Here is a 25,435-nt window from a genome sequence, read left to right as displayed (position 1 = left end):
CCGCGCGGTCAGGCACCGCCGCCTCCCCACACCTCGTGCAGCCGTGCCTGGAGCACCGCCAGCACCACCGCGCCCGCCGCGACGGTGACCGAGCCCCAGCGGGTCCGCTCCGACAGCGACACCACCGCCACTGCGGGGACGCAGCACAGCACCCCCACCAGGTACGCCACGAAGACCGCGGTACCGCCGACGGGCTCGCCGCCCGTCGCCAGCTGGACGACGCCGATCACCAGCTGGACCAGCGCGAGCAGCGTCACCACCGCCATGCCGATGAAGTGCCAGTCCTTGGTCGGTTGGTCTCGGTAGGCCGCATGACCGCACCAGGCGGCCAGCAGCAGCGCGGCCACGGCGAGCGTGACCGTCAGCGGGGTGAGCATGCTCCGAGTCTAGGAGCCGTCCCCGGCCGGCCCCCCGCGACCCCTGCCCGCCGCGGGCGGAATCCGACCCGGCGTGGACCACGGACGACCGGTCCCGGGGCTCCGGCTCCCGGGTCGCGTCACCGACGGCGACGGCCCGTGACGACACGTGCGGCGCCCCGGGATCGGGCGGTCCCGGCCCTCGTCCCGCACCGCGAGTCGCGACGTCGACAAGTCGACCCGAAGCGCCGGACCCCGCCCGCAACCCGGGCCCGGCGCTGCACAACGGCCGCCGCATGCTGCATGCTTGTGCACTGCTGCAACCCCTGGGACCCGCCCAGATCCCCAAGGCATCGGCATGGAGCGGCGCATGACACCCACCTTTCCGGACATCACGATCAGCACGGAACGGCTGGTGCTGCGCCCCTTCGACGAGGCCGACGTTCCCGCGCTGACCGAGATGATGAACGACGAACTCGTCGCCGCCCGGAACTCCGCACCCGCGCCCTACACCGACGCCGACGCCCGGGACTGGGTCACCCGCCGCGCCCCCGCCTCCCGCACCCGCGGCGACGGCATCGTCTTCGCCGTCACCGAATTCCTCACCCAGCGCCTGGTCGGCAGCGTCCGGCTCAAGCGCACCGACTGGCGGCTGCGCACCACCGAGGTCACCTACGCCACCGCGCCCTGGGCGCGCGGCGAGGGCTACGCCTGCGAGTCCGTCCTCGCCCTCGTCCAGTGGCTCTTCCAGGACCAGAAGTTCGAACGGCTGGAACTGCGCACCGCCGCCGACAACACCGCAGCCCAGCAGGTCGCGCAGAAGCTCGGCTGCGTCAGCGAGGGCGTGCTGCGCAACGCCTGGATCACCCGCGCCCGCGACGCCGACACCGGCTGGACCGAGGCCCGCACCGACCTCATCGTGTGGAGCCTGCTCCCCGAGGACCTGGACGGCCTGCCCGAGCGCATGGCCGAGGCGGGTGGAACGGTTCCCTACGCGGACTGGAGCTGAGCCTCCCCGCACGGGTGGCCCCCGGCCCTCCGCATCTTTGCCCGGCGCTCCACGCCCGCGCCTGTCCGGCCCTGCCCGCACCCCGCGGGTCCGCGACGGGCTCCCGGCGGTAGTCTTCGGCACGCCCCCGCCTCCGCGCCCACACCAGGAGTGACCCGCCGATGGCCGACCGCGTCACCGTGATCGGGTGGGACGGTTCCCCGCTGAGCGACTCCGCGCGCGCCGCACTCGGCGCGGCCACCCTCGTCGCCGGCGCCGCCCACCACCTCGCTCTCCCGGAGGTCCCGGAGAAGGCGGAACGGATCCGGCTCGGCAGCGTCGCCCTCGCCGCCCGCCGGATCGCCCGGCACCGCGGCACCGCCGTCGTGCTCGCCGACGGCGACCCCGGATTCTTCGGCGTCGTGCGGACGCTGCGCGCTCCCGAGTACGGCCTCGAGGTCGAGGTCGCGCCCGCCGTGTCCGCGGTGGCCTCCGCGTTCGCGCGGGCCGGCATGCCCTGGGACGACGCGCAGGTCGTCGTCGCCCAGAGCCGCACCCTGCGACGCGCCGTCAACGTCTGCCGTGCGCACGCCAAGGTCGCGGTGCTCACCTCACCCGGAGCCGGTCCCGCCGAACTCGCGCTGATGCTCGGCGACGTGCACCGCACCTTCGTGGTCTGCGAGGCACTCGGGACCGATGCGGAAGAGGTCAGCGTGCTGACCTCCGACAAGGCCGCCGACCACACGTGGCGCGACCCCAACGTCGTCATCGTGGTGGGCGGAAGCCCGGCGGGGGAGAACGGCGACCAGGACGGCGCGTGGCGCGCCGGCCAGGAGCCCGGCCACCAGCGCGGACCGCGCGGCTGGGCGCTACCGCCCTCGGCCTTCCCCGAGCAGGAGACGCCGCCCTCCGCCGGTGCCTCGGACCGGCTGCGCGCCGCTCAACTCGCCCGGCTGGGCCCCCGCCCCGGCGACCTGGTGTGGGACATCGGCTGCGGCGCCGGCGCCCTCGCCGTCGAGGCCGCGCGCTTCGGCGCCGCCGTCATCGCCGTCGACCGCGACGCGCGCGCCTGCGCCCGCGTCACCTCTGCCGCGCGCCGCTTCGGGGTGCAGGTGCAGACCGTCTCCGGGGCGGCCCCGCAGATCCTCGAGGAACTGCCCGAGCCGGACGTCGTCCGGGTGGGCGGCGGCGGCATCCGTACCGTCGCCGCGGTCGCCGACCGGAGGCCGGCCCGCATCGTCGCGCACGCCGCCACGCGCGACGAGGCGGAGGCCGTCGGCCGCGCCCTCGCCGACGGCGGCTACACCGTCGAGTGCGCCCTGCTCCAGTCCGTCGAACTGGACACCGAACGCTGGGAGGAGACCGAACGCACGGTCGTCTTCCTGCTCTCGGGCGTACGCGGCTGACCGCCGGCCGCCGCCACCGCCCGCGCCGCGTACCGCACTTGGCGGCGCACCGGCGGCGAAGTGCCGCTTCTCACTCACCCGTGGCCGGTGCGGCCGCCCGCGGCAGGTAGGCTGATGGACCGTTGTACCGCCCCGGACACGTGAGGATTCGTCCAGCGATGTCCGGCGGGCGCCGGCGGAGACACGTGCCGCAACGAGCGCGCGCTCGTTCTTCCTCCTGGGGCGCGGCGGTCATCCGCCGGGTGGGTGAAGAGGGACTACGGATGGGGCGAGGGGTACGCATGACCGACAGCGGCCAGGTCCCCGGCGAGGAACTGCCGGGGTACGCGGACGCACAGCCGGAGCAGCCGCAGCCCACGGCGGCCGTCCACGGCGGATACGCCTACGCCGACCACGACCCGCACGCGGTCCACGACCCGCACGCGGTCCACGCCGAGGCGCTCGGGGACGACGAGGACCTGCTGATGCCGGGTGCGCAGAGCGCGTGGAGCGACGGGCAGTCCTCCTCGGGCCAGTACGACGTCCAGCACGCCGTGCATCCGCCCCAGCAGCACGCCGCGCAGCAGAACCAGCCCCGCCGCCCGCTGCACCTCGGTCCGCCGGTGCCCGAGCAGTCCGGCGCCGTGCGCACGCTCGCCGATCGCGGCCCCAGCTCCCCGCCGCCGGCCCAGCCGTCCGTCCACGTCACGCCGCCCGCGCCGTACCCCGGGCAGCAGGCGGCCCCCGCCGCCCCCGGTCCGGAGTACCTGGACGCGGGCTACCCCGGCGGCGAGACGCTGCCGGGCCCCCAGCCCGGCCAGGAGCCCTCCCAGAGCGAGCCCTGGACCGCCGCTCCCGCGCAGGAACCGTTCGCGGCCCCGGCGCAGGAGCCCGCCGCCGGCTACGACGCGGCCGCCGAGCCGCTGCCCGGCCCCGACCTGGCTGCCGAGCCGCTGCCCGGCCCCGACCTGGCTGCCGTGCCGCTCCCGGGCCCCGACCTGGCCGCCGTGCCCGAGCCCCCGGAGCAGCCCGCCCCCGCGGTGGCGGAGCCCTCGGCGCCGGACGTCGCCGCACCGGAGTACCCCGTCGTCGCACCGGACGCGCCCGAGCAGGACGCGGCCACCGGGGCGGAACGGGCCGGCCGCGCCGGCACCGAGGAGGCGGCCGCTTCGGCGGCATCCACCGAGACGGGGCCCGAGGCGCCTGAGCAGGCCCCGGAGCAGACCCCGGCGCAGGCCGTGGAGCAGGGTGCGGACGAGCAGTCCGGGCCCGCCGAGACCGTGGCGCCGCACGGCGCCGAGGACGCGGCAGCCCATGCCGACGTCGCGCAGACCGGCGCGCCGGCCGACGTGCCGGCGCCGGCGGGGGAACCCGCGCTCGAGCAGGCCGGGTCGGTCGTCCCCCCGCCTCGCGCACACGGGGACGACCTGCCGGACGCCCCCGGGCCCGGCCCGGCACCCGCCGCCGGGGACGATCCCGACACGGCGGCCGCAGACGGGACCTCCACCGCGCCGGAGGCGCCCGTCGCCCCCGTCGGTGAGGCACCGGTCGACGACGCCGTCGCGGAAGAGCCCGCGGCGGTCCCCGTACCGGCGGCGACCGGCGGCGAGGAACCGCCCGCGGAACCGGTCGACCCGCCCTCCCCGGCGGAACCCGCCGCGGCAGCCGATCCCGAGGTCCCGGCCGACACCGCCCCGCCCATAAGCGAGGACGGCACGGCTTCCGGCGCCGCGCCGTCCGACGGGGGTGCTCCCACCGACGAGCCGACCGTCCAGGAGCCCCCGGCCGGGGCCGCGGAGGCCACGGAGGTTTCGGCCACCGACCCCGTCACCGACCCGGCCACCGATCCCGCCGAGGCCGCGCCCGCGGCCGACCGCGGGCCCGCCGCCCCCGGCTACGACGAGGCGGACCGCGAGGCCGTGCACCGCCTCATGCGCGAACGCCGCGACATCCGCAACGGTTTCCGGCCCGACCCGATCCCGCACGAGGTGCTGCTCCGCGTCCTTGAGGCGGCGCACACGGCACCCAGCGTCGGCCACAGCCAGCCCTGGGACTTCGTCGTGATCCGCTCGGAGGAGACCCGGCGGACCATGCACGAACTCGCGCAGCGCCAGCGGGAGGCGTACGCCAGGACGCTGCCCAAGGCGCGCGCCAAGCAGTTCAAAGAACTGAAGATCGAGGCGATCCTCGACACGCCGGTCAACATCGTCGTCACCGCCGATCCCACCCGCGGCGGCCGGCACACCCTCGGGCGCCACACCCAGCCCCAGATGGCGCCCTACTCCTCCGCCCTCGCGGTGGAGAACCTGTGGCTCGCCGCCCGCGCCGAGGGCCTCGGCGTCGGCTGGGTCAGCTTCTTCGACGAGCGCGAGATGGTCCGCACCCTCGACCTGCCCGAGCACCTCGACGTCGTCGCCTACCTGTGCATCGGCTACGTCGACGAGTTCCCGGCCGAACCCGAGCTGATGCAGGCCGGCTGGTCCAAGCGCCGCCCGCTGTCCTGGGTCGTGCACGAGGAGTCCTACGGCCGCCGCGCCCTGCCCGGAGCCGAACCGCACGACCTGCTCGCCGAGACGCTCCAGAAGATCCGCCCGCTGGACGCCAAGGCGCTCGGCGAGGCGTGGGAACGCCAGAAGCGGATGACCAAGCCCGCCGGCGCACTCGGCATGCTGGAGATCATCTCCGCGCAGCTGTGCGGGCTGTCCCGGCAGTGCCCGCCGCCCGTGCCCGAGCCCGCCGCCGTCGCCGTCTTCGCGGGCGACCACGGCGTGCACGCCCAGGGCGTCACCCCCTGGCCGCAGGAGGTGACGGCGCAGATGGTCGCCAACTTCCTCGGCGGCGGCGCCGTCTGCAACGCCTTCGCCAGTCAGGTCGGTGCCGAGGTCTGCGTCGTCGACGTGGGCGTGGCGGCCGAACTCCCCGCCTCGCCCGGCCTGCTGCCGCGGAAGGTCCGTCCCGGGACCGCCGACATGACCCAGGGCCCCGCCCTCACTCACGAGGAGGTGCTGCGCGCCCTCGAGGTCGGTATCGAGACCGCCCGCGACCTCGTCGCCGCCGGCAACAAGGCGCTCGTCACCGGCGAGATGGGCATCGCCAACACCACGGCCTCCGCAGCCCTGATCGCCGCCTGCACCGGTGCCGACCCCGCCGACGTCACCGGACGCGGCACCGGCATCGACGACGAGACGCACAATCGGAAGATCGACGTCGTCCGGCGGGCGCTCGCGCTGCACCAGCCCGACCCGGCCGACCCGATCGGCATGCTCGCCGCCGTCGGCGGACTCGAGCACGCCGCGCTGACCGGCATGATCCTGGGCGGCGCCTCACTGCGCACCCCGGTCGTCCTGGACGGCGTCAGCGCCGGAGCCGCCGCCCTGGTCGCCCGGCAGATCGCACCCGAGGCCCTCGCCGCCTGCATCGCCGGCCACCGCAGCGCCGAACCCGGGCACGTCGCCGCACTCACCAAGCTCGGCCTGCGCCCGCTGATCGACCTCGACCTGCGCCTCGGCGAGGGGACCGGAGCGCTGCTCGCCCTCCCCATGGTGCAGAGCGCCGCCCGCGCCATGCACGAGGTCGCCACGTTCGACTCGGCGGGCGTCACCGAGAAGAACTGACCCCTCCGACGGGTCCGGACCGCCGCGCTGCTCCGGCGCCCGGACCCGTCGGCGAGTGATCCTCGGTACAGCACCCCGAGCCGCCCCGCCATAAGCTGTGCCCCACGCGTTCCCGCAGGCCGGGACCATCCGGCCGGGCGAGCACCGCCGGGAGCGCGCGGCACCGCCCGACCGCACCTCACCCGCCGCTCCGACGCCGCAGCGGCACCGCGCCATCCCGCAAGGAGAGCCGCACCCGATGCCCGACACCCCCGCCTACCCCGTCGGCCTGCGCCTGGCCGGACGCCGCGTCGTGGTCCTCGGCGGCGGCACCGTCACCCAGCGCCGCCTCCCCGCGCTGGTCGCGGCGGGCGCGGACATCACCGTGATCTCGCCCTCCGCCACGCCCTCCGTCGAAGCCATGGCGGAGGCCGGCGAGATCACCTGGGAGCGGCGCCGCTACCGCGAAGGCGACCTCGCCGACGCCTGGTACGCGCTCATCGCCACCGACGACGACGCCGCCAACACCCGCGCCTCCGCCGAGGCCGAGGCCCACCGCGTGTGGGCCGTGCGCAGCGACGACGCCGAGGCCGCCACCGCCTGGACGCCCGCCACCGGGCGCACCTCCGGCATCACCGTCGCCGTCCTCACCGGCCGCGACCCGCGCCGCTCCGCCGCGCTGCGCGACGCCATCGTCGACGGCCTCCGGGACGGCAGTCTCGGCGCGCCGCACCGCCGCGCCCGTTCCGGCGGCGTCGCCCTCGTCGGCGGCGGACCCGGCGACCCCGACCTCATCACCGTGCGCGGCCGCCGCCTCCTCGCCGAGGCGGACGTCGTCGTCGCCGACCGCCTCGGCCCGCGCGACCTGCTCGACGAACTCCCGCCGCACGTCGAGGTCATCGACGCCGCGAAGATCCCCTACGGCCGCGCCATGGCGCAGCAGGCCATCAACGACGCCCTCGTCGCACACGCCCGCGCCGGACGTTTCGTCGTCCGGCTCAAGGGCGGCGACCCCTACGTCTTCGGCCGCGGCATGGAGGAGGTCCAGCAGCTCACCCGTGAAGGCATCCCGGTCACGGTGGTGCCGGGCATCTCCAGCTCCGTCAGCGTCCCCGCGGCCGTCGGCATCCCCGTCACCCACCGGGGCGTCGCCCACGAGTTCACCGTCGCCAGCGGCCACGTCGCCCCCGACGACCCGCAGTCCCTCGTCGACTGGGAAGCCCTCGCGCGGCTGCGCGGCACCCTCGTGCTGCTCATGGCCGTCGAGAAGATCGGTGCCATCGCCGCCACCCTCGTGCGGCACGGGCGCGCCCCGGACACGCCCGTCGCCGTCGTCCAGGAAGGCACCACGGCCGCCGAACGGCGTGTCGACGCCACACTGGAGACGGTGGCCGGCGTCGTCGAGGCCGAGGGCGTACGGCCGCCCGCCGTCATCGTCGTCGGTCCGGTCGTCGGCGTCGGCGCGGAGGGCTGACCGGCCGATGCCCGAACCTCTCACCCTCACCCGCGCCGACGACCCCCGCCTGCACGACTACACCTGCCTCACCGACGTCGAACTGCGGCGCCGCCGCGAACCCGCCGAGGGCCTCTTCATCGCCGAGGGCGAGAAGGTCGTCCGCCGCGCCCTGCAGGCCGGCTACCGCATGCGGTCGATGCTGCTGACGCCCAAGTGGGCAGACGCGATGGCCGACGTCACCGCCGCCGCGACCGCCCCCGTGTACGTCGTCAGCCCCGAACTGGCCGAAAAGGTCACCGGCTACCACGTGCACCGCGGTGCCCTCGCCTCCATGGAACGCAGACCGCTCCCCGCACCGGCCCGGCTCCTCGATGGCGCGCGGCGCGTCGCCGTGATGGAGGCCGTGAACGACCACACCAACATCGGTGCGATCTTCCGCAGCGCGGCGGCCCTGGGCATGGACGCGGTGCTGCTGTCGCCGTCCTGCGCGGACCCGCTGTACCGGCGTTCGGTGAAGGTCTCGATGGGGGCGGTCTTCTCCGTCCCCTACGCCCGCCTCGACGCCTGGCCGCAGGGCCTCGACACGGTGCGCGCCGCGGGGTTCGAGGTGCTCGCCCTCACACCCGACGGCGGCGCGGAGTCGCTCGGCGAGGTCGCCTCCGTACGGGCCGGCGCGCGGGTCGCGCTGCTGCTCGGCGCCGAGGGCGACGGCCTCACGCAGCGCGCCCAGCGTGCCGCGGACCGGCGCGTGCGCATCCCCATGGCGGCCGGCGTGGACTCCCTCAACGTCGCCGCGGCCGCCGCCGTGGCCTTCTACGCGGTGGCCTCCGGCTCCCCCGGGTGACACCGTCGCGGCCGCCCGGTCGGGTCATCCGCTTGACCCTCACGCGGCGTGATGCCGCATCGTCGTCGGCATGGAGGAACACCTGACCGTGGGCCGCGTGGCCGAGCTGGCCGGCGTGAGCGTCCGCACGCTGCATCACTACGACGAAATCGGCCTCGTGCCGCCGTCCGCGCGGACCGCGACCGGGTACCGGGCCTACTCGGCGGGCGACGTGGAGCGGCTGCGGGAGGTGCTCGGCTACCGGCGGCTGGGCTTCGGCCTGCGGGAGATCGCGGACCTGGTGGACGACCCGACCACCGACGCGGTCGCCCGCCTGCGCCGGCTCCGCGGCCTGCTGCAGGAACAGCGCGACCGCCTGGCCGCCACGGTGGCGGCCATCGACGAGGAGCTGGAGGCACGAGCGATGGGGATCCGGACGAAGCCGGAGGATCAACTGAAAGTGTTCGGCGCGCAGTTGTACGAATCCATCGGATCCGCCTACCCGGCGACGCGGCGCACGGAGCGGCGGATCGCCGCGAGGATCTGGGACGCGCTCGGAGATGCCCGTACGGTCCTGAATGTCGGGGCCGGCACCGGCTCCTACGAGCCCCCGGACCGCGAGGTCACAGCGGTGGAACCGTCGGCGGTGATGCGGGCGCAGCGCCCCGCGGGTGCGGCGCCGTGCGTGGCCGCCGGAGCGGAACGCCTGCCTTTCGCCGATCAGTCGTTCGACGCCGCGATGGCGGTCAGCACCGTTCACCACTGGGCGGACCCGATCGCCGGGCTGCGCGAGATGCGGCGAGTGGCCCGGCGCGTGGTGGTGTTCACCTACGACGCCGGCTCGCCGGGCCGACTCGACCGGTTCTGGCTGACCCGCGATTACCTGCCCGAGTTCGCCGGCCTTCTCGTCGGCTGGCCCTCACTGGCCGACATGACCCGCGCGATCGGGGGCCGCGCCCAGCCGGTGCTGATCCCGTGGGACTGTGCCGACGGCTTCTTCGAGGCCCACTGGCGCCGGCCCGAGGCGTACCTGGAGGACCCTGTGCGCCGTGCGGTATCGGTATGGACCAGGGTCGGGCCCCAGGCTGAGCAGCGGGCGGTGGACAGCCTCCGCGACGACCTCTCCTCGGGCCGCTGGGCCGCACGTAACCGGGACCTCGTCTCCCTCGACGAGGCAGAGCTGGGCCTGCGCCTGCTCGTGGCCTGAGCCCGTGCGCCGGCACGGCACGAGTCGCCCCACGGCTTCACCGGCCACCCCACGGCCATGGCCGGGGCGCCGCCGTGCGCGTGGCGGGGATCAGCGGGGCGCGGAGGCCGGGGCGGGCCCGGGAGCGCCCAGCGCGTCGAGGGAGCTCTCGCAGCCCTGGGCCGCCGCGATGCCCAGAGCGACCAGCAGCGTCACCGTGACGAAGACGAAGAGCCGCTGCCGCAGCAGCCGCCGGTCGGGGCCGCCGCCCCGGCCCGCCGGTGCGGGCCGGCCGCCCGAGCGGCCGGCGGTGGCCGGCTTCCTTGCCGGGCCCCCGCGCTGCGCGGACGGCCGCTGCGCCGGACGCCGTGCCCCCGTGCGTGGCGACGCACCGGTGCGCGACGCCGGACCGCCCCCGTCGTGCTCGGTGCGCTGCCGCGCGTACTCCTCCGCCCGCGACCCCGTCGGCCGGCGCTGAGCGCGCCCCGCCGCGGCCGGCTCCGCCGGCACGGCGGCGTCCGGCAGACCGCGGGCCTCGCGGGCGGCGATCTCCTTGAGGCGCAGCGAGAGCTGCAACGTGCTGGGCCGCTCCTCGGGGGCCTTCACCAGGCACGCCTCGATGAGCGGAGCGAGCGCCGCGTGCACCCCGTGCAGGTGCGGCTCCTCGTGGACGACGCGGTAGAGCATGACCTCCGAACTGCCCTGGCCGAAGGGGGAGTCCGCGGTCGCGGCGTAGGCGAGCGTCGCACCGAGCGAGAACACGTCGGTGGCCGGGGTCACCGCCGCGCCCCGCACCTGCTCGGGAGCGAGGAAACCGGGCGAGCCGACGGCCGTGCCCACGTGGGTGAGGGTGCTCGCTCCCGTGGCCCACGCGATGCCGAAGTCGATGATGCGCGGGCCCTTGGGGGACAGCAGGATGTTGGACGGCTTCACGTCGCGGTGCACGACCCCCGCTTCGTGCACGGCGACCAGCCCTTCCGCGAGGGCGGCGCCGATGGACGCGACCTGCGAGGCGGGCAGCGGGCCCTCCTCGGTCACCTTGTCGTGGAGGGAGGGGCCGGGCACGTACTGCGTGGCGAACCACGGACGCCCGGCGTCCAGGTCCGCGGCGACCAGCCGGGCCGTGCATCCCCCGCGGATCCGCCGCGCGGCGGACACCTCCCGGGCGAACCGGGACCGGAACTCCTGGTCCTCGGCCAGGTCGGGCCGGATGACCTTCAGCGCCACGCGCTGGCCCCGCTTGTCGGACCCCAGGTAGACGACGCCCATTCCGCCGGCCCCCAGACGCCGGTGCAGCCGGAACGAGCCGACGACTCGCGGGTCCTCGCGCCGGAGCCGCATCATCGCCATGTCGTTCCCCTACCTCCGGTGGGAGACCCCAACCGCCGCCGTCCTGCTGACGGGGACAGCTTACGGACTACGGGCCCCCGGCAACGAGAGGCGGCACACGTGCCGTCAGACTCCGTGTCAGTACGGGCCGGTGGCCCTCTCCGCCGTTCCCCGGTCCGGCGGAGCCGTCCCCCGCACCACCCTGCACGCCAACTGCCCCACGCGTCCCTCCTTCTGACAGGCCGTCGCCCCGCCGGGGCGTGACCCCGGTGTCTCCGTACCACCGGGCCCCTTTGCCGTCCCAGCGGCGCTGCTCTGCCGCCTCCGTGAGCGACGTCACCGCCTGCGGCGCCCCACGGCGGCAGCAGGTGACCCGCACGCCCCGGCCCCGCCCCTTCCGGGAGACCCCCGACCTGGCGCGACGCGCCTCCACCCAGGGGAGTAGTCCGGCGCCTGCGCCGTCATCCTGCGGGAGGCCCCGCAGTCGGTACGCGGGCATGACGCACCCGCTTTCTCGCGCGCCTAGTGTGGTTTCCAGCGGCGGGCGAACGCACTCGTCCCCCGAGGTCAGACGCCCGCCGCCCCGAACCGGACAGGAGCTGGAGCCATGGCGCACACAGCAGGGCGTACCGCGTCCCGGGTGCAGGGACGACTGGCGGCGGCGACGTCCGCCTTCGGCGCCCGCCCCGGCGGCCGCCGGCATCCCGTCGCCGCCGCCGTCATGGTCCTTCCGATGGCCCTGCTCCTCGCCGTCGTCTTCGGCGGCGTGGAGGCGGTCGTCACCCAGGCGTCGTCCGTGGCCGGAATACTGGGGCGCTGAGACGCCCCGGGGCTCGGGAGAGCGGCCCGAGCCGGGGACAGCCGGCCATCAGCCCCGTGGGGACGGGGGTGCGGCGGACGGCAGATGAGCCCGGGCAGCTGGGGAGCTGCCCGGGCTCGACGCCGTCCAGGCCCGTGCCGTCCGGTCCGGTCCCGCACCGCCCGCGCCGCACCGCCCCGTGCCGTCCGTCGCGGCCGCCGCGTACGATCCGTGCGCATGCAGCAGCACGCCCCGTCTCCGCCGCCGTCCGGGTCGTCGCCGGCCGCGGAGCTCGCCGCCCTTCTGCCCCCGCCGCGCCGGGAGCCCGTGCTGCTCGCCGACCGCCCCGACGGCACGGTCGTCCGCGCCGGGGGAGCGGTGGCGAAGGCCCACGCACCCGACGTGGACCCGTCCGCACTCGCCGTACGGCTGCGGGTCGCCGCCGACCCCGCCCTGCGCGGCGTCCTGCTGCCGCCGCTGCGCCCCGAACCGGCCGGCCTGCTCCATGACGGGCGTCCGGCCACGGTCTGGCCGTACGGGGTCCCCGTCGACCCGGCCGATCCGGAGGCGGCTCCGTGGGAGGAGGCCGGGACGCTCCTCGCCCGGCTGCACACCGCGCCGCACGACGAGATCGCCCGACGCCACGGCCCGCTGCCGCCGATGCGCGGCCCCCTCAAGGCCGCGGCCGCCGTGACGCGGATGCGCGACGCCCGGGCGGCTCCCGACGCGCCCGACGCGCCCGCCGCTCCGGCCGCGCCCGTCGGCGGGACGACGGGCCGTGCCGCACCGGAGGACGCGGACGCCTCGCTGGACGCCGCGCGCCACGCGGTGGAAGGCGCCTGGGCACGGTTGCCCGCCTGGTGCCGCGCGGAGGCCGCGCCGCCCCCGGGGCGGCCCCGGGCGCTGTGTCACGGCGACTTCCACCTCGGTCAACTCGTCCGCCACCCCCCGCCGGAGGGTCGGTGGCAGCTCATCGACATCGACGATCTCGGACTCGGAGACCCCGCCTGGGACCTGGCACGGCCCGCCGCCTGGTTCGCCGCCGGGCTGCTGCCGCCCCCTGCCTGGGAGCGGCTGCTCGTGGGCTACCTCGCCGTCCGCCGCCTGCCGGTGGACGACCTCTGGGACTGGCTCGACGAGCCCGCGCGGGCGCTCACCGTGCAGACCGCGGCGGTCGCCGTGGCCAAGGCGACACCGGAGGCGCGGACCCTCGACGCGGACGAGCGCGCGCTCGTCGAGGCTTGTTGCAGAATCGTCGAACTACCCGGCCCCGCCCGGCCGTAGGGTTAAGGAGCCAGTGAAACGACAGGCGAGGAGTTGCAGACGATGCAGTGTCCCAAGTGTCGCGCGCCGATGCAGACGTACAACCGCAACGGCGTGCAGATCGAGCAGTGCAGCGGATGCCGGGGGATCTTCCTCGACTACGGGGAGCTCGAGGCGCTGAGCCGTTTCGAGTCGCAGTGGTCGGGCCAGGCGCCGCCGCCGGCACCGCCCGCCGCACCCGTACCGCAGTCCTACCCGGCCGGCCCCGCCTGGGGCGCTCCGCACCACGGCCACCACGGTCACCGCGGGCACGGCCACCGCGGCTTCGGCAGGATGCTCTTCTCCTCCTGACGACCGGAACGACGACAGCCCCCGGCCGGGAAGGCAGGGGGCTGTCATGACGCGTGGACGATACTGGGATTGAACCAGTGACCTCTTCCGTGTCAGGGAAGCGCTCTCCCGCTGAGCTAATCGTCCGGGACATGCGTGCGCGATACTGGGATTGAACCAGTGACCTCTTCCGTGTCAGGGAAGCGCTCTCCCGCTGAGCTAATCGCGCGGGGCCGTCACCCCCACCGCCCCGAGGGCGGAGGAGTGCAGGGCCAGTGGACGATACTGGGATTGAACCAGTGACCTCTTCCGTGTCAGGGAAGCGCTCTCCCGCTGAGCTAATCGTCCGAGGTGGAGACGGGATTTGAACCCGTGTAGACGGCTTTGCAGGCCGTTGCCTCGCCTCTCGGCCACTCCACCATGGCGGGGACGCAGGGCCCCCATCCGAGCGGACGACGAGATTCGAACTCGCGACCCTCACCTTGGCAAGGTGATGCTCTACCAACTGAGCCACGTCCGCGTGGGTCTCCACCGGGACGTGCGCCCGGAAGCCACCCGTCTCCGGCCCACTTCCGCGACCCGGCGACGTGGTGAACTCTATCGGATTCCGGGCCAGGCTCAAATTCCGTTTGCGCAGCGTGGCCGCTCAGGCGCGCCTCCTACACTCGTACGCGTGCACGATCTGCCGCCTCTCGCCCGCTTCGGCGGTCTCCTCGCCACCGACCTGCGCGAGGTGACCGGTGACCCCGAGGCCCTCGACTCCCGGGGCTGGTGGGCCGTCGTCGCGGACTTCGAGGGCGGGCTGACCTGCGCCCGCTTCGGCGACGTCCGGCCCGATCCGGCCCGTTCCCGGCGCCCGCACCACGCCCGCTGGCGGGGGCCCGCCCCCGGCGACTGGACCAGCTCCCTGGACCGCGCCGGCTACACCGCGGGCGTCCGCCGCATCCGCGAGCACATCGCCGCCGGCGACGTCTACCAGGCCAACCTCTGCCGCGTCCTGACCGCCCCGCTCCCCGACCCGCGGCCCGAGGCATCCGACGTCGACGCCTTCGGCGCGCTGCTCGCTGCCGGGAACCCGGCGCCGTACGCGGGCACCGTCCGCCTCCCGGCCCACGGCGTCGAGGTCGCCACCGCCTCTCCGGAGCTCTACCTGCGGCGCGAGGGGGACACGGTCACCTCCGGCCCGATCAAGGGCACCGGCCGCACCGCCGCCGACCTGCTGGAGAAGGACCATGCGGAGAACGTGATGATCGTCGACCTGGTCCGCAACGACCTCGGCCGGGTCTGCGCCACCGGCTCGGTGACCGTCCCCGACCTGTGCGCGGTAGAAGCGCACCCCGGGCTCGTCCACCTGGTCTCCACCGTCCGTGGCCGGATCGCCGACGCCGGTGACGGCCGCACCTGGGCCCGGCTCCTGGACGGCACCTTCCCGCCCGGCTCGGTCACCGGCGCCCCCAAGCGCAGCGCACTGGGCGTCATCCGCTCTCTGGAGACCGCGCCGCGCGGCCCGTACTGCGGCGGCGTCGGGTGGGTGGACGCCGACCGCGGGACGGGTGAACTCGCCGTCGGCATACGTACGTTCTGGATCGACCGTGCCCACCCGGCCGGGCCCGTGCTGCGCTTCGGCACCGGGGCCGGCATCACCTGGGACTCCGACCCGGAGCGGGAATGGGCGGAGACCGAGCTCAAGGCCTTCCGGCTGCTCGCGGTAGCGTCGGGGACAGACCCGGCGGAACCCGTACCGGGCAACCGGCAGGAGGAGAGGACCACCACGTGAGGATCTGGCTCGACGGCTCCCTGCGGGAGGCCGACGACGCACGCGTCTCCGTGTTCGACCACGGCCTGACCGTTGGCGACGGCGTCTTCGAGACGGTCAAGGCCACCGACGGCGTCCCCTTCGCCCTCACCCGTCACCTCGACCGGCTCGCCGTCTCCGCCCGCGGCATGGGCCTGCCCGCACCCGACCTGGACGAGGTCCGGCGTGCCTGCGCGGCCGTCCTCGCCGGCAACCCGATGCCGCTCGGCCGCCTGCGCATCACCTACACCGGCGGACACTCGCCGCTCGGCTCCGACCGCGGCGACGCCGGCCCCACCCTGGTCGTCGCGCTCGGCGAGGCCGCACGCCGGCCGGACACCACGGCCGTCGTCACCGTTCCCTGGACGCGCAACGAGCACGGCGCCCTGGCCGGCCTCAAGACCACGTCCTACGGCGAGAACGTCATCGCCCTCGCGCGTGCCCGGCAGGACGGCGCCACCGAGGCACTGTTCGCCAACACCGCCGGCCGGCTGTGCGAGGGGACCGGTTCCAACGTCTTCGTCGTCCTGGACGGCGAACTGCACACTCCGCCGCTGACCTCCGGCTGCCTGGCGGGCATCACCCGCGCCCTGGTCGCCGAGTGGTCCGGCGCCCGCGAGACCGACCTGCCGATGGACGTCCTGGACCGCGCCGACGAGATCTTCCTGACCTCCTCCCTGCGCGACGTGCAGGCCGTCCACCGCGTCGGTCCCCGCACTCTGGGCGACGCACCCGGCCCGGTCACGGCCAAGGCCATGCGGCTCTTCGAGGAGCGCTCCGCCGCCGTCCCGGAGCCGTGAGCGCGTGACCACCACCCTCCGCCCCGCGGGCCCGGAGGAGCCCGGCGACGACGCGTCCCCGGGCACCTCCCGCAGCCGCCGCTACGACATCTGCGTCAACGGGCGCCGGGCCGGCGGCCTCCACGTCACCGCGGCCGACGAGCACGGGCTGCGCACCGGCCGCATCGCCGCGATCGAGGTGGACGAGCCCGACCGGCGCCGGGGCCGCGCGACCGTCGCCGCCCTGGCCGCCGAGGAACTCCTGCGCGGCTGGAGCTGCGTACGCCTCGCCGTCGCCGTCCCGGCTGCCGCACAGCCCGCACTGCGGCTGGCCGCGGCCCTCGGCTACACGGAGCGGGCTCGCCACCTGCTCACGGAGCTCCACCCGCACGGCCCGCCTGCCGTCCCGCCCGACGGCGTCCGCCTGCGGCCGATGACGGACGACCACTACCGGGAGTGGAGCGCGCGCGACCTGGCCCAGTTCGCCGCCGGGCTGACCGCCGACGGCGCCGCACCGGAACGCGCCGCCCGGGACGCCGAACGCGCCCAGCGCACCCTGCTGCCGGACGGCCCCGCCACGCCGGGGATGTCCTTCCACCGGCTGCTGCACGGCGACACCGCCGTCGGGGTCCTCTGGCTGCGTCTCGACGGGGCACCGCGCCCGGACGCCGACGCCTGGGTGTACGCGGTCGAGGTCGACCCGGAGCACCGCGGCCGCGGCCACGGCCGCACCCTGATGCGGGCCGCCGAGGACGTGTGCCGCGAGGCGGGCGCGCGGGTGCTCGGCCTCAACGTGCGCAGCGGCAACGCGCCGGCCCGCAGGCTGTACGCGTCCCTCGGCTACCGGCCCGTGGAACACCACCTGGCCAAGCCGCTGCTGTGACCGGCCGGAGCCGGGCAGGGCTCGTGACTCACGACCGGGCGCGTCCCAGGAGCCGGTCGGCGATCTCCTCGATGCGCTCCCGCAGGCCCTCCTGACTCTTCCCGCCGTCGAGCCGTTCACCGTCGATGACGTACGTCGGCGTGCCGGTGACGCCGATCGCCTGCCCCTCCGCCTGGTCGGCGTCCACCACCAGCAGGTGCCGGCCGTCCACCAGCGAGGTCGCGACCTCGTCGGGGTCCACCCCCACCTCGGCGGCCACCTCCAGCAACAGCTCCTCGCCGCGCCGGCCCAGCTCCTCGGCACGCTCCAGCACCGCCGCCACGAACGTGTCGCCCCTGCCCTGCACGTAGGCCTCCTCCGCCGCCTGCGCCGCCGCGAAGGCGTGCCTGTGCTTCTCCAGCGGGAAGTGCCGCCACCTGATCTCCAGAGCGTCGCCGTACCGCTCGCGCAGGGCACGCAGGTCGTCCTGGGCGCGGCGGCAGTCCGTGCACTGGAGCTCGCACCACACGTCGAGCACCGGGGGAATGGCGGGGGAGGAAGCGTTCATGGCGGACAGTCTCGCACCCCGCGGGCGGCGCCCCGGACCCTGACTTCCCCCGGATTCCGCTCCCGGCGTTTCCCGGAGGCATGGCCGCTCGGGCGGTCCGAGGTGCACGATGGAGACATGCTCACCACGACCGTGTGCGCCGCCCTCTCCGCGGCCGGACTCGCCATCGCCCTCCTCACGGCCTACCGGCGCCGGTTCGCCGCCGCGACGCGCATCGCGGCATTCGCTCTGGTGCCGATCGGGCTGGCCATGGCGGGCCTGATCGGCCTCGCCGGGAAGGTGGGCCGGGCCGTCGGCGGCTGGGCGACCGACCTGGTGCTCGACCCGGAGGTCTGGGCCGGCTTCGGCGTGCTCGCCCTCGCGGTCGTCCTGTACGTGATCGCCCGCGTCGCCGCCGGCCGGGGCTCCGGCCGGGAGCGGCGGCCGTCCCGCCGGGAGCGGCGCGCCGCGGCCCGTGCCGAGCGGAAGGGGCTCGGCACGGCGAGTGCCCCGCAGGCGTCCGCCGGAGCGCTGGGCGCCGGGTCCGGCGCCACAGCCGGCGCACAGGCGGCCGGTCGTGCGGCGGAGCCGGCCACGGCCTCCGGCGGAGCACGGGGCGGCCGTCCGGCGGGGGGCGAGGACGACTTCTCCGACATCGAGGCGATCCTGAAGAAGCACGGCATCTGACGAACCCGCCGCGGCACCGGGCGTGTTGACCGGCGCCGCGGGGTTCGTCTGCGTCATCATCACCGCGAGATGCAGCGCACCACGCACGCCCCTCCAGGCGACCTCAACGACCCGGGACGAGCCCTCGCGCCGGTCCCCGCCCCCGCCGCGACGCCGGTCCCCGTCCCGCCGTCCGCGGCGCTCCCCGTCCCGCCCGGGGCCGCCGGCCGGGAGCCGGGGGAGGAGGCACGGGGTTGCCTCTTCGCGCTCTCCCAGCCGCCGCTGATGCTCTTCCTCGCCGTGATCGGCGCGCTGCTGGGTCTGTGCGGGGTGCACGACCTGCTGATCCTGTGACCGCGGCGGGGCCGGACGCCTTCGGTGCCGTCCGGCGGGTCAGCCGGCGTCCGCGGACTCCCGCTGCCGCGCCCGGTACGCGGCCACGTGCAGCCGGTTCCCGCAGGTACGGCTGTCGCAGTAGCGGCGGGAGCGGTTGCGGGAGAGATCGATGAAGGCCCGCCCGCAGTCCGGCGCCTCGCACCGCCGCAGCCGCTCCCGCTCCCCGGCGACGAGGATGAACGCCAGCGCCATCCCGCCGTCCGCGGCGAGGTGGTCCGCCACGGAGGCGCCGGGCGCGAAGTAGTGCACGTGCCAGTCGTAGCCGTCGTGGTCGGTGAGCTGCGGCGTCGTGCCGGCCTCCGCGACCAGGGCGTTGATCAGCTTCGAGGCGGTGCGGGCGTCGGGCGCCGCGAAGACGCCGGCGAAGCGTTCCCGCACCGAGCGGACCGCCGCGAGGTCGTCCTCTCCGAGCGCGCCGACGTCGCTGACCGCGTTGCGGTCCACGTATGCACGCAGCTCGTCGACGGAGAGCAGACCGTCGGGCGTGTCACCGTCCGGCGCGGTGTTGAGCAGGTCGACGACGTCGTCGAGCGCGCACCGGGTGTCGTGGTTGATCTGCACCGTCGCTCCTGGCCTTCGGCGGGTGTCCGATGCCGCCCGAGCCTAGCCGCTGCCCGGGCCCGACGGCGCCGCCCCCGCGCGGTGCGCGCGGCGGCGGCGCCGTCGGGCCGGGTCCGGCCACCGGCCACCGCAGACGTCGCCCCGAGTCGGACGGCTGCGGCGGACCGGCGGAGTCTCAGCTCTCCGCGAGGATGTGCGAGAGCTCGGTGTCCAGGTCGAAGTGGCGGTGCTCCGTGCCGGGGGGCACAGCGGCGTCGGTCCGTTTGAGAAACGACTCGAGCGCCCGGGCGGGCGCTTCGAGCAGGGCTTCTCCCTCCGGGGAGCTGAGGGCGATGCAGACGACTCCCTGACCGTGGCTGCGGGACGGCCAGACGCGGACGTCACCGGTGCCCGTGGGCCGGTGCAGGCCCTCGGCCAGGAGATCGCGGGCGAAGACCCACTCGACGGTCTCCTCCGCGCCGGTGTGGAAGGTGGCGTGCACGGCGTAGGGATCGGCCGTGTCGTACCGCAGGCCCGCGGGTACAGGCAGTGAGGACTCGCTCGAAACAACGAGGCGCAGGTGCAGCTCGCAGCTGACCGTGGTGTTCATAAGCGCCAGGGCCTTTCGCTCAGTGTGCGCTCGGGGGTTCGCACGTCGGCGCAATCGACATGCCACCTACCGGCCGGTTGTAAACCCCTCTGACCGATTTGTAAGGCTTGAGGTCGTTCGCGTGGCCGATCGGCATTTTCCTCGTACGTCCATTCGGGTGACGTGTGGGTGAGCGGTGTCCGGTAGGTTGGCGCCCATGCATGGGGAGCGGGACGTCGGACCCGGGCGACCGAGTTCGTCTGGGCCCGGCTGGTGATGCGCTGGCCCCGGAGGAAGCCCCACGAGGGCAGGGAGTGGCTCAAGCGCCGCCGGGCGGCACGTGCGGCTCGCGCGCGGTCATGAGCACCCCCTGACATGCGGTAATGTGGGCGCCGCACCCGGGCGATTAGCTCAGCGGGAGAGCGCTTCGTTCACACCGAAGAGGTCACTGGTTCGAACCCAGTATCGCCCACAGTGGAGGCCGGGTGGCCGGAATGGAAGGTTCCGGCCACCCGGCCCTTCTCTGTCGTCTCCAGGTCCCGGAGGGCGCCGTGACGAGACCCTGGCACCGCTTCCGTTTCCGCAGCTCCTGGCGCCGCCTGCCGGCCCCGCCCGCCCGGGTCTGTGCCGAGCTGCAGCGGGTCGAGGACTACCCGGCCTGGTGGCCGCAGACCCGGGCGGCGTCACCGGCGGTCGCGGCCCGTGACGGGGGGACGGCCGAGATCCGCCTGCGCTCCTTCCTGCCGCTGGAGCACCGCGTCACGCTGCGGGCCGACCGACGGGAGCCGCACCCGCCCGGACCCGGCGGGGCTGACCTGGCCGTGGTCATGGACGGGGACCTGCGGGGCTGGGTCCGGTGCACGGTGCGCGCTGATTCCGGCGGGGGGAGCCGCGTGGACTTCGAGCAGTACACCGAGGTGGTGACGCCCCTGCTGCGGCTCGTCGCACTGCCCGCCCGCCCCCTGCTGCGCGCCAACCACGCATGGATGATGCGCGCCGGACGCCGTGGACTCACCGCCCGGCTAAGGGGTTTGGACGAAGGGTGACCAGCGGGGTATGGTGCTGCTCGTGCCGGACGCCGGAGCACCTCCGGGCCGCACTTCGAGGGGCGATTAGCTCAGTGGGAGAGCGCTTCGTTCACACCGAAGAGGTCACTGGTTCGAACCCAGTATCGCCCACCCTCAGCCGAAGGCCGGTCCCGTTGTCCGACGGGCCGGCCTTCTCGCGTACCGGGACCGCGTACGGCGCCCTGCGGGGTCCTGTGGGGCTTTCGCAGTGCGCCCCCGGCGCTCGGTACGATTCCCGCGGCGGCCGGTGAGCGTTCCGGCGCCGTCACGTCGAGACATTCAGGAGAGACCGGTGACAGACGTCCGTGTGATCATCCGACGCGATTCCGAGCGGGAAGAACGCGTGGTGACCACGGGCACCACGGCCGCCGCGCTCTTCGAGGGCGACCGTACGGTCGTCGCCGCCCGCGTCGCCGGCGAGCTGCGCGACCTGACTCACCCCCTCGCCGACGGCGACGAGGTCGAGCCGGTCGTCCTCGGCAGCGACGACGGACTCGACATCCTCCGGCACTCCACCGCCCACGTCATGGCTCAGGCGGTCCAGGAACTCTTCCCGGAGGCCAAGCTCGGCATCGGCCCGCCCATCAGGGACGGCTTCTACTACGACTTCGACGTCGACCAGCCGTTCCACCCCGACGACCTCAAGCGCATCGAGAAGAAGATGCAGGAGATCGTCAAGCGCGGCCAGCGCTTCTCCCGCCGCGTCACCACCGACGACGCCGCCCGCGAGGAGCTGGCCGGCGAGCCGTACAAGCTGGAGCTGATCGGCCTCAAGGGCGCCGCCGCGGACGCCGCCGAGGGCGCCTCCGCCGAAGTCGGCGCCGGTGAGCTGACCATCTACGACAACCTCGACGCCAAGACCGGCGAGCTGTGCTGGAAGGACCTCTGCCGCGGTCCGCACCTGCCCACCACCCGCCTGATCCCCGCCTTCAAACTGATGCGCAGCGCCGCCGCGTACTGGCGGGGCAGCGAGAAGAACAAGCAGCTCCAGCGCATCTACGGCACCGCCTGGCCCACGAAGGACGAACTCAAGGCCCACCTGGAGTTCCTCGCCGAGGCCGAGAAGCGCGACCACCGCAAACTGGGCGCCGAACTCGACCTGTTCTCCATCCCGGAGGAGCTGGGCAGCGGCCTCGCGGTCTTCCACCCCAAGGGCGGCATCGTCCGCCGCGTGATGGAGGACTACTCGCGCAGGCGGCACGAAGAGGCCGACTACGACTTCGTCAACACCCCGCACATCAGCAAGAAGGGGCTCTTCGAGACCTCCGGCCATCTGCCGAACTACGCCGAGTCGATGTTCCCGCCCATGGAGTTCGAGGGGCAGGACTACTACCTCAAGGCGATGAACTGCCCGATGCACAACCTGGTCTTCCGCTCCCGCGGACGGTCGTACCGGGAACTGCCGTTGCGCATGTTCGAGTTCGGCACGGTCTACCGGTACGAGAAGTCCGGCGTCGTGCACGGCCTCACCCGCGCCCGCGGCTTCACCCAGGACGACTCCCACATCTACTGCACCAAGGAGCAGATGGCCGATGAGCTGGACGGTCTGCTCACCTTCGTGCTGAACCTCCTCCGCGACTACGGTCTCACCGACTTCGAGCTGGAGCTGTCCACCCGCGACGAGTCGGACAAGTTCATGGGCGAGCCGGCGGAGTGGGAGGAGGCCACCGAGGCGCTCCGTCAGGCCGCCGACAAGCAGGGGCTGCCGCTCGTCCCGGACCCCGGCGGCGCCGCCTACTACGGGCCGAAGATCTCGGTGCAGGCCAAGGACGCCATCGGCCGGAGCTGGCAGATGTCCACCATCCAGGTCGACTTCCAGCAGCCCAAGAGGTTCGAGCTGGAGTACACCGCGGCCGACGGCTCCCGGCAGACGCCGGTGATGATCCACCGGGCCCTCTTCGGCTCGATCGAGCGGTTCTTCGCCGTCCTGCTGGAGCACTACGCCGGCGCCTTCCCGGCCTGGCTCGCCCCCGTCCAGGCCACCGGCATCCCCATCGGCGACACCCACGTCCCGTACCTGGAGGCCTTCGCCGCCGAGGCCAAGCGGCAGGGGCTCCGGGTCGAGGTCGACAGCTCCTCCGACCGGATGCAGAAGAAGATCCGCAACGCGCAGAAGTCGAAGGTCCCCTTCATGATCATCGCCGGTGACGACGACGTCGCCGCCGGTGCCGTCAGCTTCCGCTACCGCGACGGTTCGCAGAAGAACGGCGTGGCCCGCGAGGACGCCCTCGCCGAGCTGCGCGCCGCGGTGGAGCAGCGGGCCTGACCGCAGCGCGCCGGCAGGCGTGCCCGGCACACGCGCCGATCACCGTGAGGGCCCTGGGGCATTCCCCCGGGGCCCTCGCCATATGCTGGCACCCATGAGCAGCGAGCAGCCCGAGCAGCAGATCGGAGTGGGCGCGCCGGACGCGTTCCAGCGCATGTGGACCCCGCACCGCATGGCCTACATCCAAGGGGAGAACAAGCCCAGCGGGCCGGGCTCCGGTGACGGCTGCCCGTTCTGCTCGATCCCCTCCAAGAGCGACGAGGACGGGCTGATCGTCGCCCGCGGCGAGCAGGTCTACGCCGTCCTCAACCTGTACCCGTACAACGGCGGTCACCTGATGACCGTCCCCTACCGGCACGTCGCGGACTACACCGGACTCGACCGCGAGGAGACCGCCGAACTCGCCGAGTTCACCAAGCGGGCGATGACCACGCTGCGGAAGGTGTCCGGCGCGCACGGCTTCAACATCGGCATGAACCAGGGATCCGTCGCCGGCGCGGGCATCGCTGCGCACCTGCACCAGCACCTGGTGCCGCGCTGGGGCGGCGACACCAACTTCATGCCGGTCGTCGGCCACACCCGCATCCTGCCGCAGCTCCTCGCCGACACCCGGCGGTTGCTCGCGGAGGCCTGGCCCGGGGCGTGACCACCGGGCGGGGCCGGCCTCCGACGGCCACGGCCCTCGCCCGCGCTCAGGCGTCGTAGACGTCCGCCTTCTTGGGCTCCACGCCCTGCACCAGGCCGCTGAGGACGTCCGAGCGGCTGCCGAACTGCTGCGTCGCGCAACCCTTCTCCTCGAGCAGACGGATCGTCGCCGCGTGCACCGCCCGCAGCACGGGGGTCGCCGCACGCAGCGCGTCGTCCGCCATGAAGCGGTGCCGCCACGGCTTGTCCGCCCAGGTGTGGCGCAGCCCGAACGGCTCCGGCAGCGTGAGCTTGCCGCCGAGGAAGTCCAGCAGCGGCGGGTACCAGGTGAACGGAGCGCGCGCGGCCAGGCGCACCACCTCTTTCGTCTCCACCAGCGGCAGGGTGACCTCCTTGGTCTCCCAGAAGCGCACGCTCTTGGAGACCTCCTTGGTCCGCGCCTTCGGCTTGGTGGTGAACAGCGGGTGCACGGGCCCGAGAGCGTGGCCGGTCACCTCGATCCGCAGCGTGTGGTGCAGCATCGTGACCGTGATCAGCATGGTGATCACCAGCTGCCCGTCCCAGAGCACGAACTGCACGCCCAGGTAGTGCCGGTCGCCGCTGCCGAACTGCTGCTGGTCGCAGATCCGCTGGATCTCGAAGTCCTTGATGCGGAACGCCTCGACCTCCTGGCCCTCCCGGCGCTCCACCTCCGTGGCCTTCTCGCCGATGGGCGAGACGACCCAGTGCCGGATCGTCGGCGGGGGGAAGCCGCCGGTGTGCAGGGGGCTGCGCTCCAGCATCCGCAGCCGGTCCTGGATCGCGCGTACCACGTCCCAGCTGCGGAAGGGGTCGATGTCCTTGGCCGGGTCGGACGGCCGCAGCTCCTCCGCGAGCTGCCAGCTTCCCCAGCGGGTGCCCATGCCGAGTATCCCCTTGGGGCCGGCATAGAAGACCAGGTTGCTGGCCTGCTCGGCGCTGAGCTTCCGCAGGGCGAGCCGGATGCGTTCGGCGCCGGCGTCACCCGGGGTGCGCGGCACCGCCTCGGGGATCTTCGCGCCCACACCACCGCCGGAGAGCAGGCCCGCCCAGCGGCCCTGAAGGTCCTTGGCGTACCGCTCGCAGATCCGCTTGGCCCAGAGCCAGCCGAGCACCGGAGCCACCAGCATCGCCCGCAGGTACAGCGCCCAGAACCCGTCCAGCGGCAGCCGGAGCAGGAAGACCACGGCGAGCACGCCCAGCGCGACCATCGCCGCCACGCCGAACGCGCCGACCCGCTTGTTCTGCGCCCCGGCCAGGGACCGGCGCAGCTGGAAGACCAGCAGCCACAGCAGCACGCCGGGCAGGAACAGCAGCCCGGACACCAGCATGACCACGGTCAGGTGGGCGTCGCGCTCCTTGCGGATGCGGGTGGCCGCCAGACAGTGCTCGACCACGGCGGCCGGCTCGCTGCCGAACGACTGGATGATCGCCTTCCGCGCGCCCCCGAGCAGCCGGGTCTGCACCGCCCGGGAGAACGCCTCGCCCAGGTTGGGTTCGAAGAGCGACAGCTTCGGCGGCTTCACCTTGGTGTCCGGGTTGGCCGCCAGCAGGTCCTTGACCGGACGGTCCCGGTAGGCGGCCGAGGCCAGCGCATGCGTGGCGACCGTACCGCCGGAGGAGCCGGTGAGAGGGATCTCCGCCCCGGGGGAGAAGTCGTACCCCGTCGCGCTGGTGCTCTCGCTGCGGTCGTCGAAGCCCGCCACCGTGCCCCCACCCTTGCCGTGTGCTGAAGCGTGCCGGCTCCCGCCGTTCTA

General features: G+C 74.5%; 23 protein-coding genes and 7 tRNA genes. 19 read left to right on the top strand and 11 right to left on the bottom strand.

The genetic code is table 11. The annotated features are described in order from the left end of the window. Positions 1-8 precede the first annotated feature (8 nt). Positions 9-377: a hypothetical protein gene (locus tag K304_RS0103935; protein WP_027762680.1), complete on the bottom strand. Its 369-nt coding sequence runs from the start codon at positions 375-377 to the stop codon at positions 9-11. A 349-nt stretch (positions 378-726) separates the two neighbouring features. On the opposite strand from K304_RS0103935, the gene K304_RS0103930 reads away from it, so the two are divergent. The 6 genes from K304_RS0103930 to K304_RS0103905 all read left to right on the top strand — a co-directional run bounded on the left by K304_RS0103930 (position 727) and on the right by K304_RS0103905 (position 9,808). Continuing rightward, positions 727-1,365, top strand: coding sequence for a GNAT family N-acetyltransferase (locus tag K304_RS0103930; RefSeq protein ID WP_037789187.1), 639 nt, complete (start codon positions 727-729; stop codon positions 1,363-1,365). Between the two features lie 161 nt (positions 1,366-1,526). Then, positions 1,527-2,750, top strand: a complete 1,224-nt coding sequence (cbiE, locus tag K304_RS0103925) for a precorrin-6y C5,15-methyltransferase (decarboxylating) subunit CbiE (protein ID WP_027762678.1) — start codon at positions 1,527-1,529, stop codon at positions 2,748-2,750. Positions 2,751-3,031: 281 nt separating this feature from the next. Continuing rightward, on the top strand, positions 3,032-6,343 hold the full coding sequence (cobT, locus tag K304_RS0103920) for a nicotinate-nucleotide--dimethylbenzimidazole phosphoribosyltransferase (protein WP_027762677.1): 3,312 nt from the start codon (positions 3,032-3,034) through the stop codon (positions 6,341-6,343). Positions 6,344-6,581: 238 nt separating this feature from the next. Then, positions 6,582-7,796, top strand: coding sequence for a uroporphyrinogen-III C-methyltransferase (cobA, locus tag K304_RS0103915; protein WP_027762676.1), 1,215 nt, complete (start codon positions 6,582-6,584; stop codon positions 7,794-7,796). 7 nt (positions 7,797-7,803) lie between these two features. Beyond that, a complete protein-coding gene (locus tag K304_RS0103910) occupies positions 7,804-8,622 on the top strand; it encodes a TrmH family RNA methyltransferase (RefSeq protein ID WP_027762675.1) in 819 nt (272 codons plus the stop codon). A gap of 70 nt (positions 8,623-8,692) precedes the next feature. Then, positions 8,693-9,808, top strand: a complete 1,116-nt coding sequence (locus tag K304_RS0103905) for a MerR family DNA-binding transcriptional regulator (RefSeq protein WP_027762674.1) — start codon at positions 8,693-8,695, stop codon at positions 9,806-9,808. Between the two features lie 90 nt (positions 9,809-9,898). Here the strand turns inward: K304_RS0103905 and K304_RS27150 are convergent, their stop codons facing one another. Further along, entirely contained in the window at positions 9,899-11,137 is a 1,239-nt protein-coding gene (locus K304_RS27150; RefSeq protein ID WP_037789185.1) for a serine/threonine-protein kinase, read from the bottom strand. A 586-nt stretch (positions 11,138-11,723) separates the two neighbouring features. Here K304_RS27150 and K304_RS0103895 point away from each other — a divergent pair. The 3 genes from K304_RS0103895 (at position 11,724) to K304_RS0103885 (ending at position 13,529) form a co-directional block, all read left to right on the top strand. Further along, positions 11,724-11,936: a hypothetical protein gene (locus tag K304_RS0103895; RefSeq protein ID WP_027762673.1), complete on the top strand. Its 213-nt coding sequence runs from the start codon at positions 11,724-11,726 to the stop codon at positions 11,934-11,936. 216 nt (positions 11,937-12,152) lie between these two features. Next, complete coding sequence (locus tag K304_RS27145) at positions 12,153-13,199, top strand: phosphotransferase (RefSeq protein ID WP_051307840.1); 1,047 nt, start codon at positions 12,153-12,155, stop codon at positions 13,197-13,199. 42 nt (positions 13,200-13,241) lie between these two features. After that, on the top strand, positions 13,242-13,529 hold the full coding sequence (locus K304_RS0103885; protein ID WP_027762672.1) for a TFIIB-type zinc ribbon-containing protein: 288 nt from the start codon (positions 13,242-13,244) through the stop codon (positions 13,527-13,529). Positions 13,530-13,583: 54 nt separating this feature from the next. Here the strand turns inward: K304_RS0103885 and K304_RS0103880 are convergent. The 5 genes from K304_RS0103880 to K304_RS0103860 form a co-directional block, all read right to left on the bottom strand. Then, positions 13,584-13,655, bottom strand: a tRNA-Val gene (locus tag K304_RS0103880). A 10-nt stretch (positions 13,656-13,665) separates the two neighbouring features. Next, positions 13,666-13,737: transfer RNA gene (locus tag K304_RS0103875), tRNA-Val, on the bottom strand. A 47-nt stretch (positions 13,738-13,784) separates the two neighbouring features. Next, positions 13,785-13,856 (bottom strand) — tRNA-Val (locus tag K304_RS0103870). 1 nt (position 13,857) lies between these two features. Further along, a tRNA-Cys gene (locus tag K304_RS0103865) sits at positions 13,858-13,928 on the bottom strand. A gap of 27 nt (positions 13,929-13,955) precedes the next feature. After that, a tRNA-Gly gene (locus K304_RS0103860) sits at positions 13,956-14,028 on the bottom strand. Between the two features lie 153 nt (positions 14,029-14,181). On the opposite strand from K304_RS0103860, the gene K304_RS0103855 reads away from it, so the two are divergent. From K304_RS0103855 to K304_RS0103845, 3 genes are read left to right on the top strand one after another with little or no spacing between them, the layout of a single operon-like run. Continuing rightward, positions 14,182-15,285, top strand: a complete 1,104-nt coding sequence (locus K304_RS0103855; RefSeq protein ID WP_027762671.1) for a chorismate-binding protein — start codon at positions 14,182-14,184, stop codon at positions 15,283-15,285. After that, complete coding sequence (locus tag K304_RS0103850) at positions 15,282-16,103, top strand: aminodeoxychorismate lyase (RefSeq protein WP_027762670.1); 822 nt, start codon at positions 15,282-15,284, stop codon at positions 16,101-16,103. The genes K304_RS0103855 and K304_RS0103850 overlap by 4 nt, the downstream gene beginning before the upstream one ends. A 4-nt stretch (positions 16,104-16,107) precedes the next feature. Then, positions 16,108-16,965 (top strand): GNAT family N-acetyltransferase, encoded by an 858-nt coding sequence (locus tag K304_RS0103845; RefSeq protein ID WP_027762669.1) that lies wholly within the window; start codon positions 16,108-16,110, stop codon positions 16,963-16,965. A gap of 28 nt (positions 16,966-16,993) precedes the next feature. Here K304_RS0103845 and K304_RS0103840 read toward each other — a convergent pair whose 3' ends face one another. After that, positions 16,994-17,512, bottom strand: coding sequence for a DsbA family protein (locus K304_RS0103840; protein WP_037789183.1), 519 nt, complete (start codon positions 17,510-17,512; stop codon positions 16,994-16,996). A gap of 117 nt (positions 17,513-17,629) precedes the next feature. On the opposite strand from K304_RS0103840, the gene K304_RS0103835 reads away from it, so the two are divergent. Together K304_RS0103835 and K304_RS27140 are read left to right on the top strand one after the other, a co-directional pair. Further along, positions 17,630-18,178 (top strand): hypothetical protein, encoded by a 549-nt coding sequence (locus K304_RS0103835; protein WP_027762667.1) that lies wholly within the window; start codon positions 17,630-17,632, stop codon positions 18,176-18,178. Between the two features lie 69 nt (positions 18,179-18,247). Beyond that, positions 18,248-18,511 carry a hypothetical protein gene (locus K304_RS27140; protein ID WP_037789182.1) on the top strand — a complete coding sequence of 88 codons (264 nt, stop codon included), beginning with the start codon at positions 18,248-18,250 and terminating at the stop codon, positions 18,509-18,511. Positions 18,512-18,550: 39 nt separating this feature from the next. Here K304_RS27140 and K304_RS0103825 read toward each other — a convergent pair whose 3' ends face one another. Together K304_RS0103825 and K304_RS0103820 are read right to left on the bottom strand one after the other, a co-directional pair. After that, on the bottom strand, positions 18,551-19,114 hold the full coding sequence (locus tag K304_RS0103825; RefSeq protein ID WP_027762666.1) for a CGNR zinc finger domain-containing protein: 564 nt from the start codon (positions 19,112-19,114) through the stop codon (positions 18,551-18,553). A gap of 175 nt (positions 19,115-19,289) precedes the next feature. Further along, on the bottom strand, positions 19,290-19,703 hold the full coding sequence (locus K304_RS0103820; protein WP_003959770.1) for an SsgA family sporulation/cell division regulator: 414 nt from the start codon (positions 19,701-19,703) through the stop codon (positions 19,290-19,292). Positions 19,704-20,082: 379 nt separating this feature from the next. Here K304_RS0103820 and K304_RS0103815 point away from each other — a divergent pair. From K304_RS0103815 to K304_RS0103795, 5 genes are all read left to right on the top strand, one after another. Beyond that, positions 20,083-20,154, top strand: a tRNA-Val gene (locus tag K304_RS0103815). A gap of 79 nt (positions 20,155-20,233) precedes the next feature. Continuing rightward, positions 20,234-20,728, top strand: coding sequence for a hypothetical protein (locus K304_RS0103810; RefSeq protein ID WP_027762665.1), 495 nt, complete (start codon positions 20,234-20,236; stop codon positions 20,726-20,728). A gap of 60 nt (positions 20,729-20,788) precedes the next feature. Continuing rightward, a tRNA-Val gene (locus K304_RS0103805) sits at positions 20,789-20,860 on the top strand. 181 nt (positions 20,861-21,041) lie between these two features. Beyond that, positions 21,042-23,015 carry a threonine--tRNA ligase gene (gene thrS / locus K304_RS0103800; RefSeq protein ID WP_027762664.1) on the top strand — a complete coding sequence of 658 codons (1,974 nt, stop codon included), beginning with the start codon at positions 21,042-21,044 and terminating at the stop codon, positions 23,013-23,015. Positions 23,016-23,097: 82 nt separating this feature from the next. Next, positions 23,098-23,661, top strand: a complete 564-nt coding sequence (locus tag K304_RS0103795; RefSeq protein WP_027762663.1) for an HIT family protein — start codon at positions 23,098-23,100, stop codon at positions 23,659-23,661. Positions 23,662-23,707: 46 nt separating this feature from the next. Here K304_RS0103795 and K304_RS0103790 read toward each other — a convergent pair whose 3' ends face one another. Continuing rightward, the gene (locus K304_RS0103790) at positions 23,708-25,384 is read right to left on the bottom strand and encodes a hypothetical protein (RefSeq protein WP_027762662.1); all 1,677 of its coding nucleotides are present in this window, start codon (positions 25,382-25,384) and stop codon (positions 23,708-23,710) included. Positions 25,385-25,435 lie beyond the last annotated feature (51 nt).

Source organism: Streptomyces sp. CNS606 (genome assembly GCF_000426325.1).
This window is presented reverse-complemented; position numbering and strand designations above follow the sequence as displayed.

Bases quoted from the DNA above. Each gene is read 5' to 3' on its own strand.
- K304_RS0103935 (WP_027762680.1), bottom strand. From the start codon at position 377: ATGCTCACCCCGCTGACGGTCACGCTCGCCGTGGCCGCGCTGCTGCTG.
- K304_RS0103930 (WP_037789187.1), top strand. From the start codon at position 727: ATGACACCCACCTTTCCGGACATCACGATCAGCACGGAACGGCTGGTG.
- cbiE (WP_027762678.1), top strand. From the start codon at position 1,527: ATGGCCGACCGCGTCACCGTGATCGGGTGGGACGGTTCCCCGCTGAGC.
- cobT (WP_027762677.1), top strand. From the start codon at position 3,032: ATGACCGACAGCGGCCAGGTCCCCGGCGAGGAACTGCCGGGGTACGCG.
- cobA (WP_027762676.1), top strand. From the start codon at position 6,582: ATGCCCGACACCCCCGCCTACCCCGTCGGCCTGCGCCTGGCCGGACGC.
- K304_RS0103910 (WP_027762675.1), top strand. From the start codon at position 7,804: ATGCCCGAACCTCTCACCCTCACCCGCGCCGACGACCCCCGCCTGCAC.
- K304_RS0103905 (WP_027762674.1), top strand. From the start codon at position 8,693: ATGGAGGAACACCTGACCGTGGGCCGCGTGGCCGAGCTGGCCGGCGTG.
- K304_RS27150 (WP_037789185.1), bottom strand. From the start codon at position 11,137: ATGGCGATGATGCGGCTCCGGCGCGAGGACCCGCGAGTCGTCGGCTCG.
- K304_RS0103895 (WP_027762673.1), top strand. From the start codon at position 11,724: ATGGCGCACACAGCAGGGCGTACCGCGTCCCGGGTGCAGGGACGACTG.
- K304_RS27145 (WP_051307840.1), top strand. From the start codon at position 12,153: ATGCAGCAGCACGCCCCGTCTCCGCCGCCGTCCGGGTCGTCGCCGGCC.
- K304_RS0103885 (WP_027762672.1), top strand. From the start codon at position 13,242: ATGCAGTGTCCCAAGTGTCGCGCGCCGATGCAGACGTACAACCGCAAC.
- K304_RS0103840 (WP_037789183.1), bottom strand. From the start codon at position 17,512: ATGAACGCTTCCTCCCCCGCCATTCCCCCGGTGCTCGACGTGTGGTGC.
- K304_RS0103835 (WP_027762667.1), top strand. From the start codon at position 17,630: ATGCTCACCACGACCGTGTGCGCCGCCCTCTCCGCGGCCGGACTCGCC.
- K304_RS27140 (WP_037789182.1), top strand. From the start codon at position 18,248: ATGCAGCGCACCACGCACGCCCCTCCAGGCGACCTCAACGACCCGGGA.
- K304_RS0103820 (WP_003959770.1), bottom strand. From the start codon at position 19,703: ATGAACACCACGGTCAGCTGCGAGCTGCACCTGCGCCTCGTTGTTTCG.
- K304_RS0103795 (WP_027762663.1), top strand. From the start codon at position 23,098: ATGCTGGCACCCATGAGCAGCGAGCAGCCCGAGCAGCAGATCGGAGTG.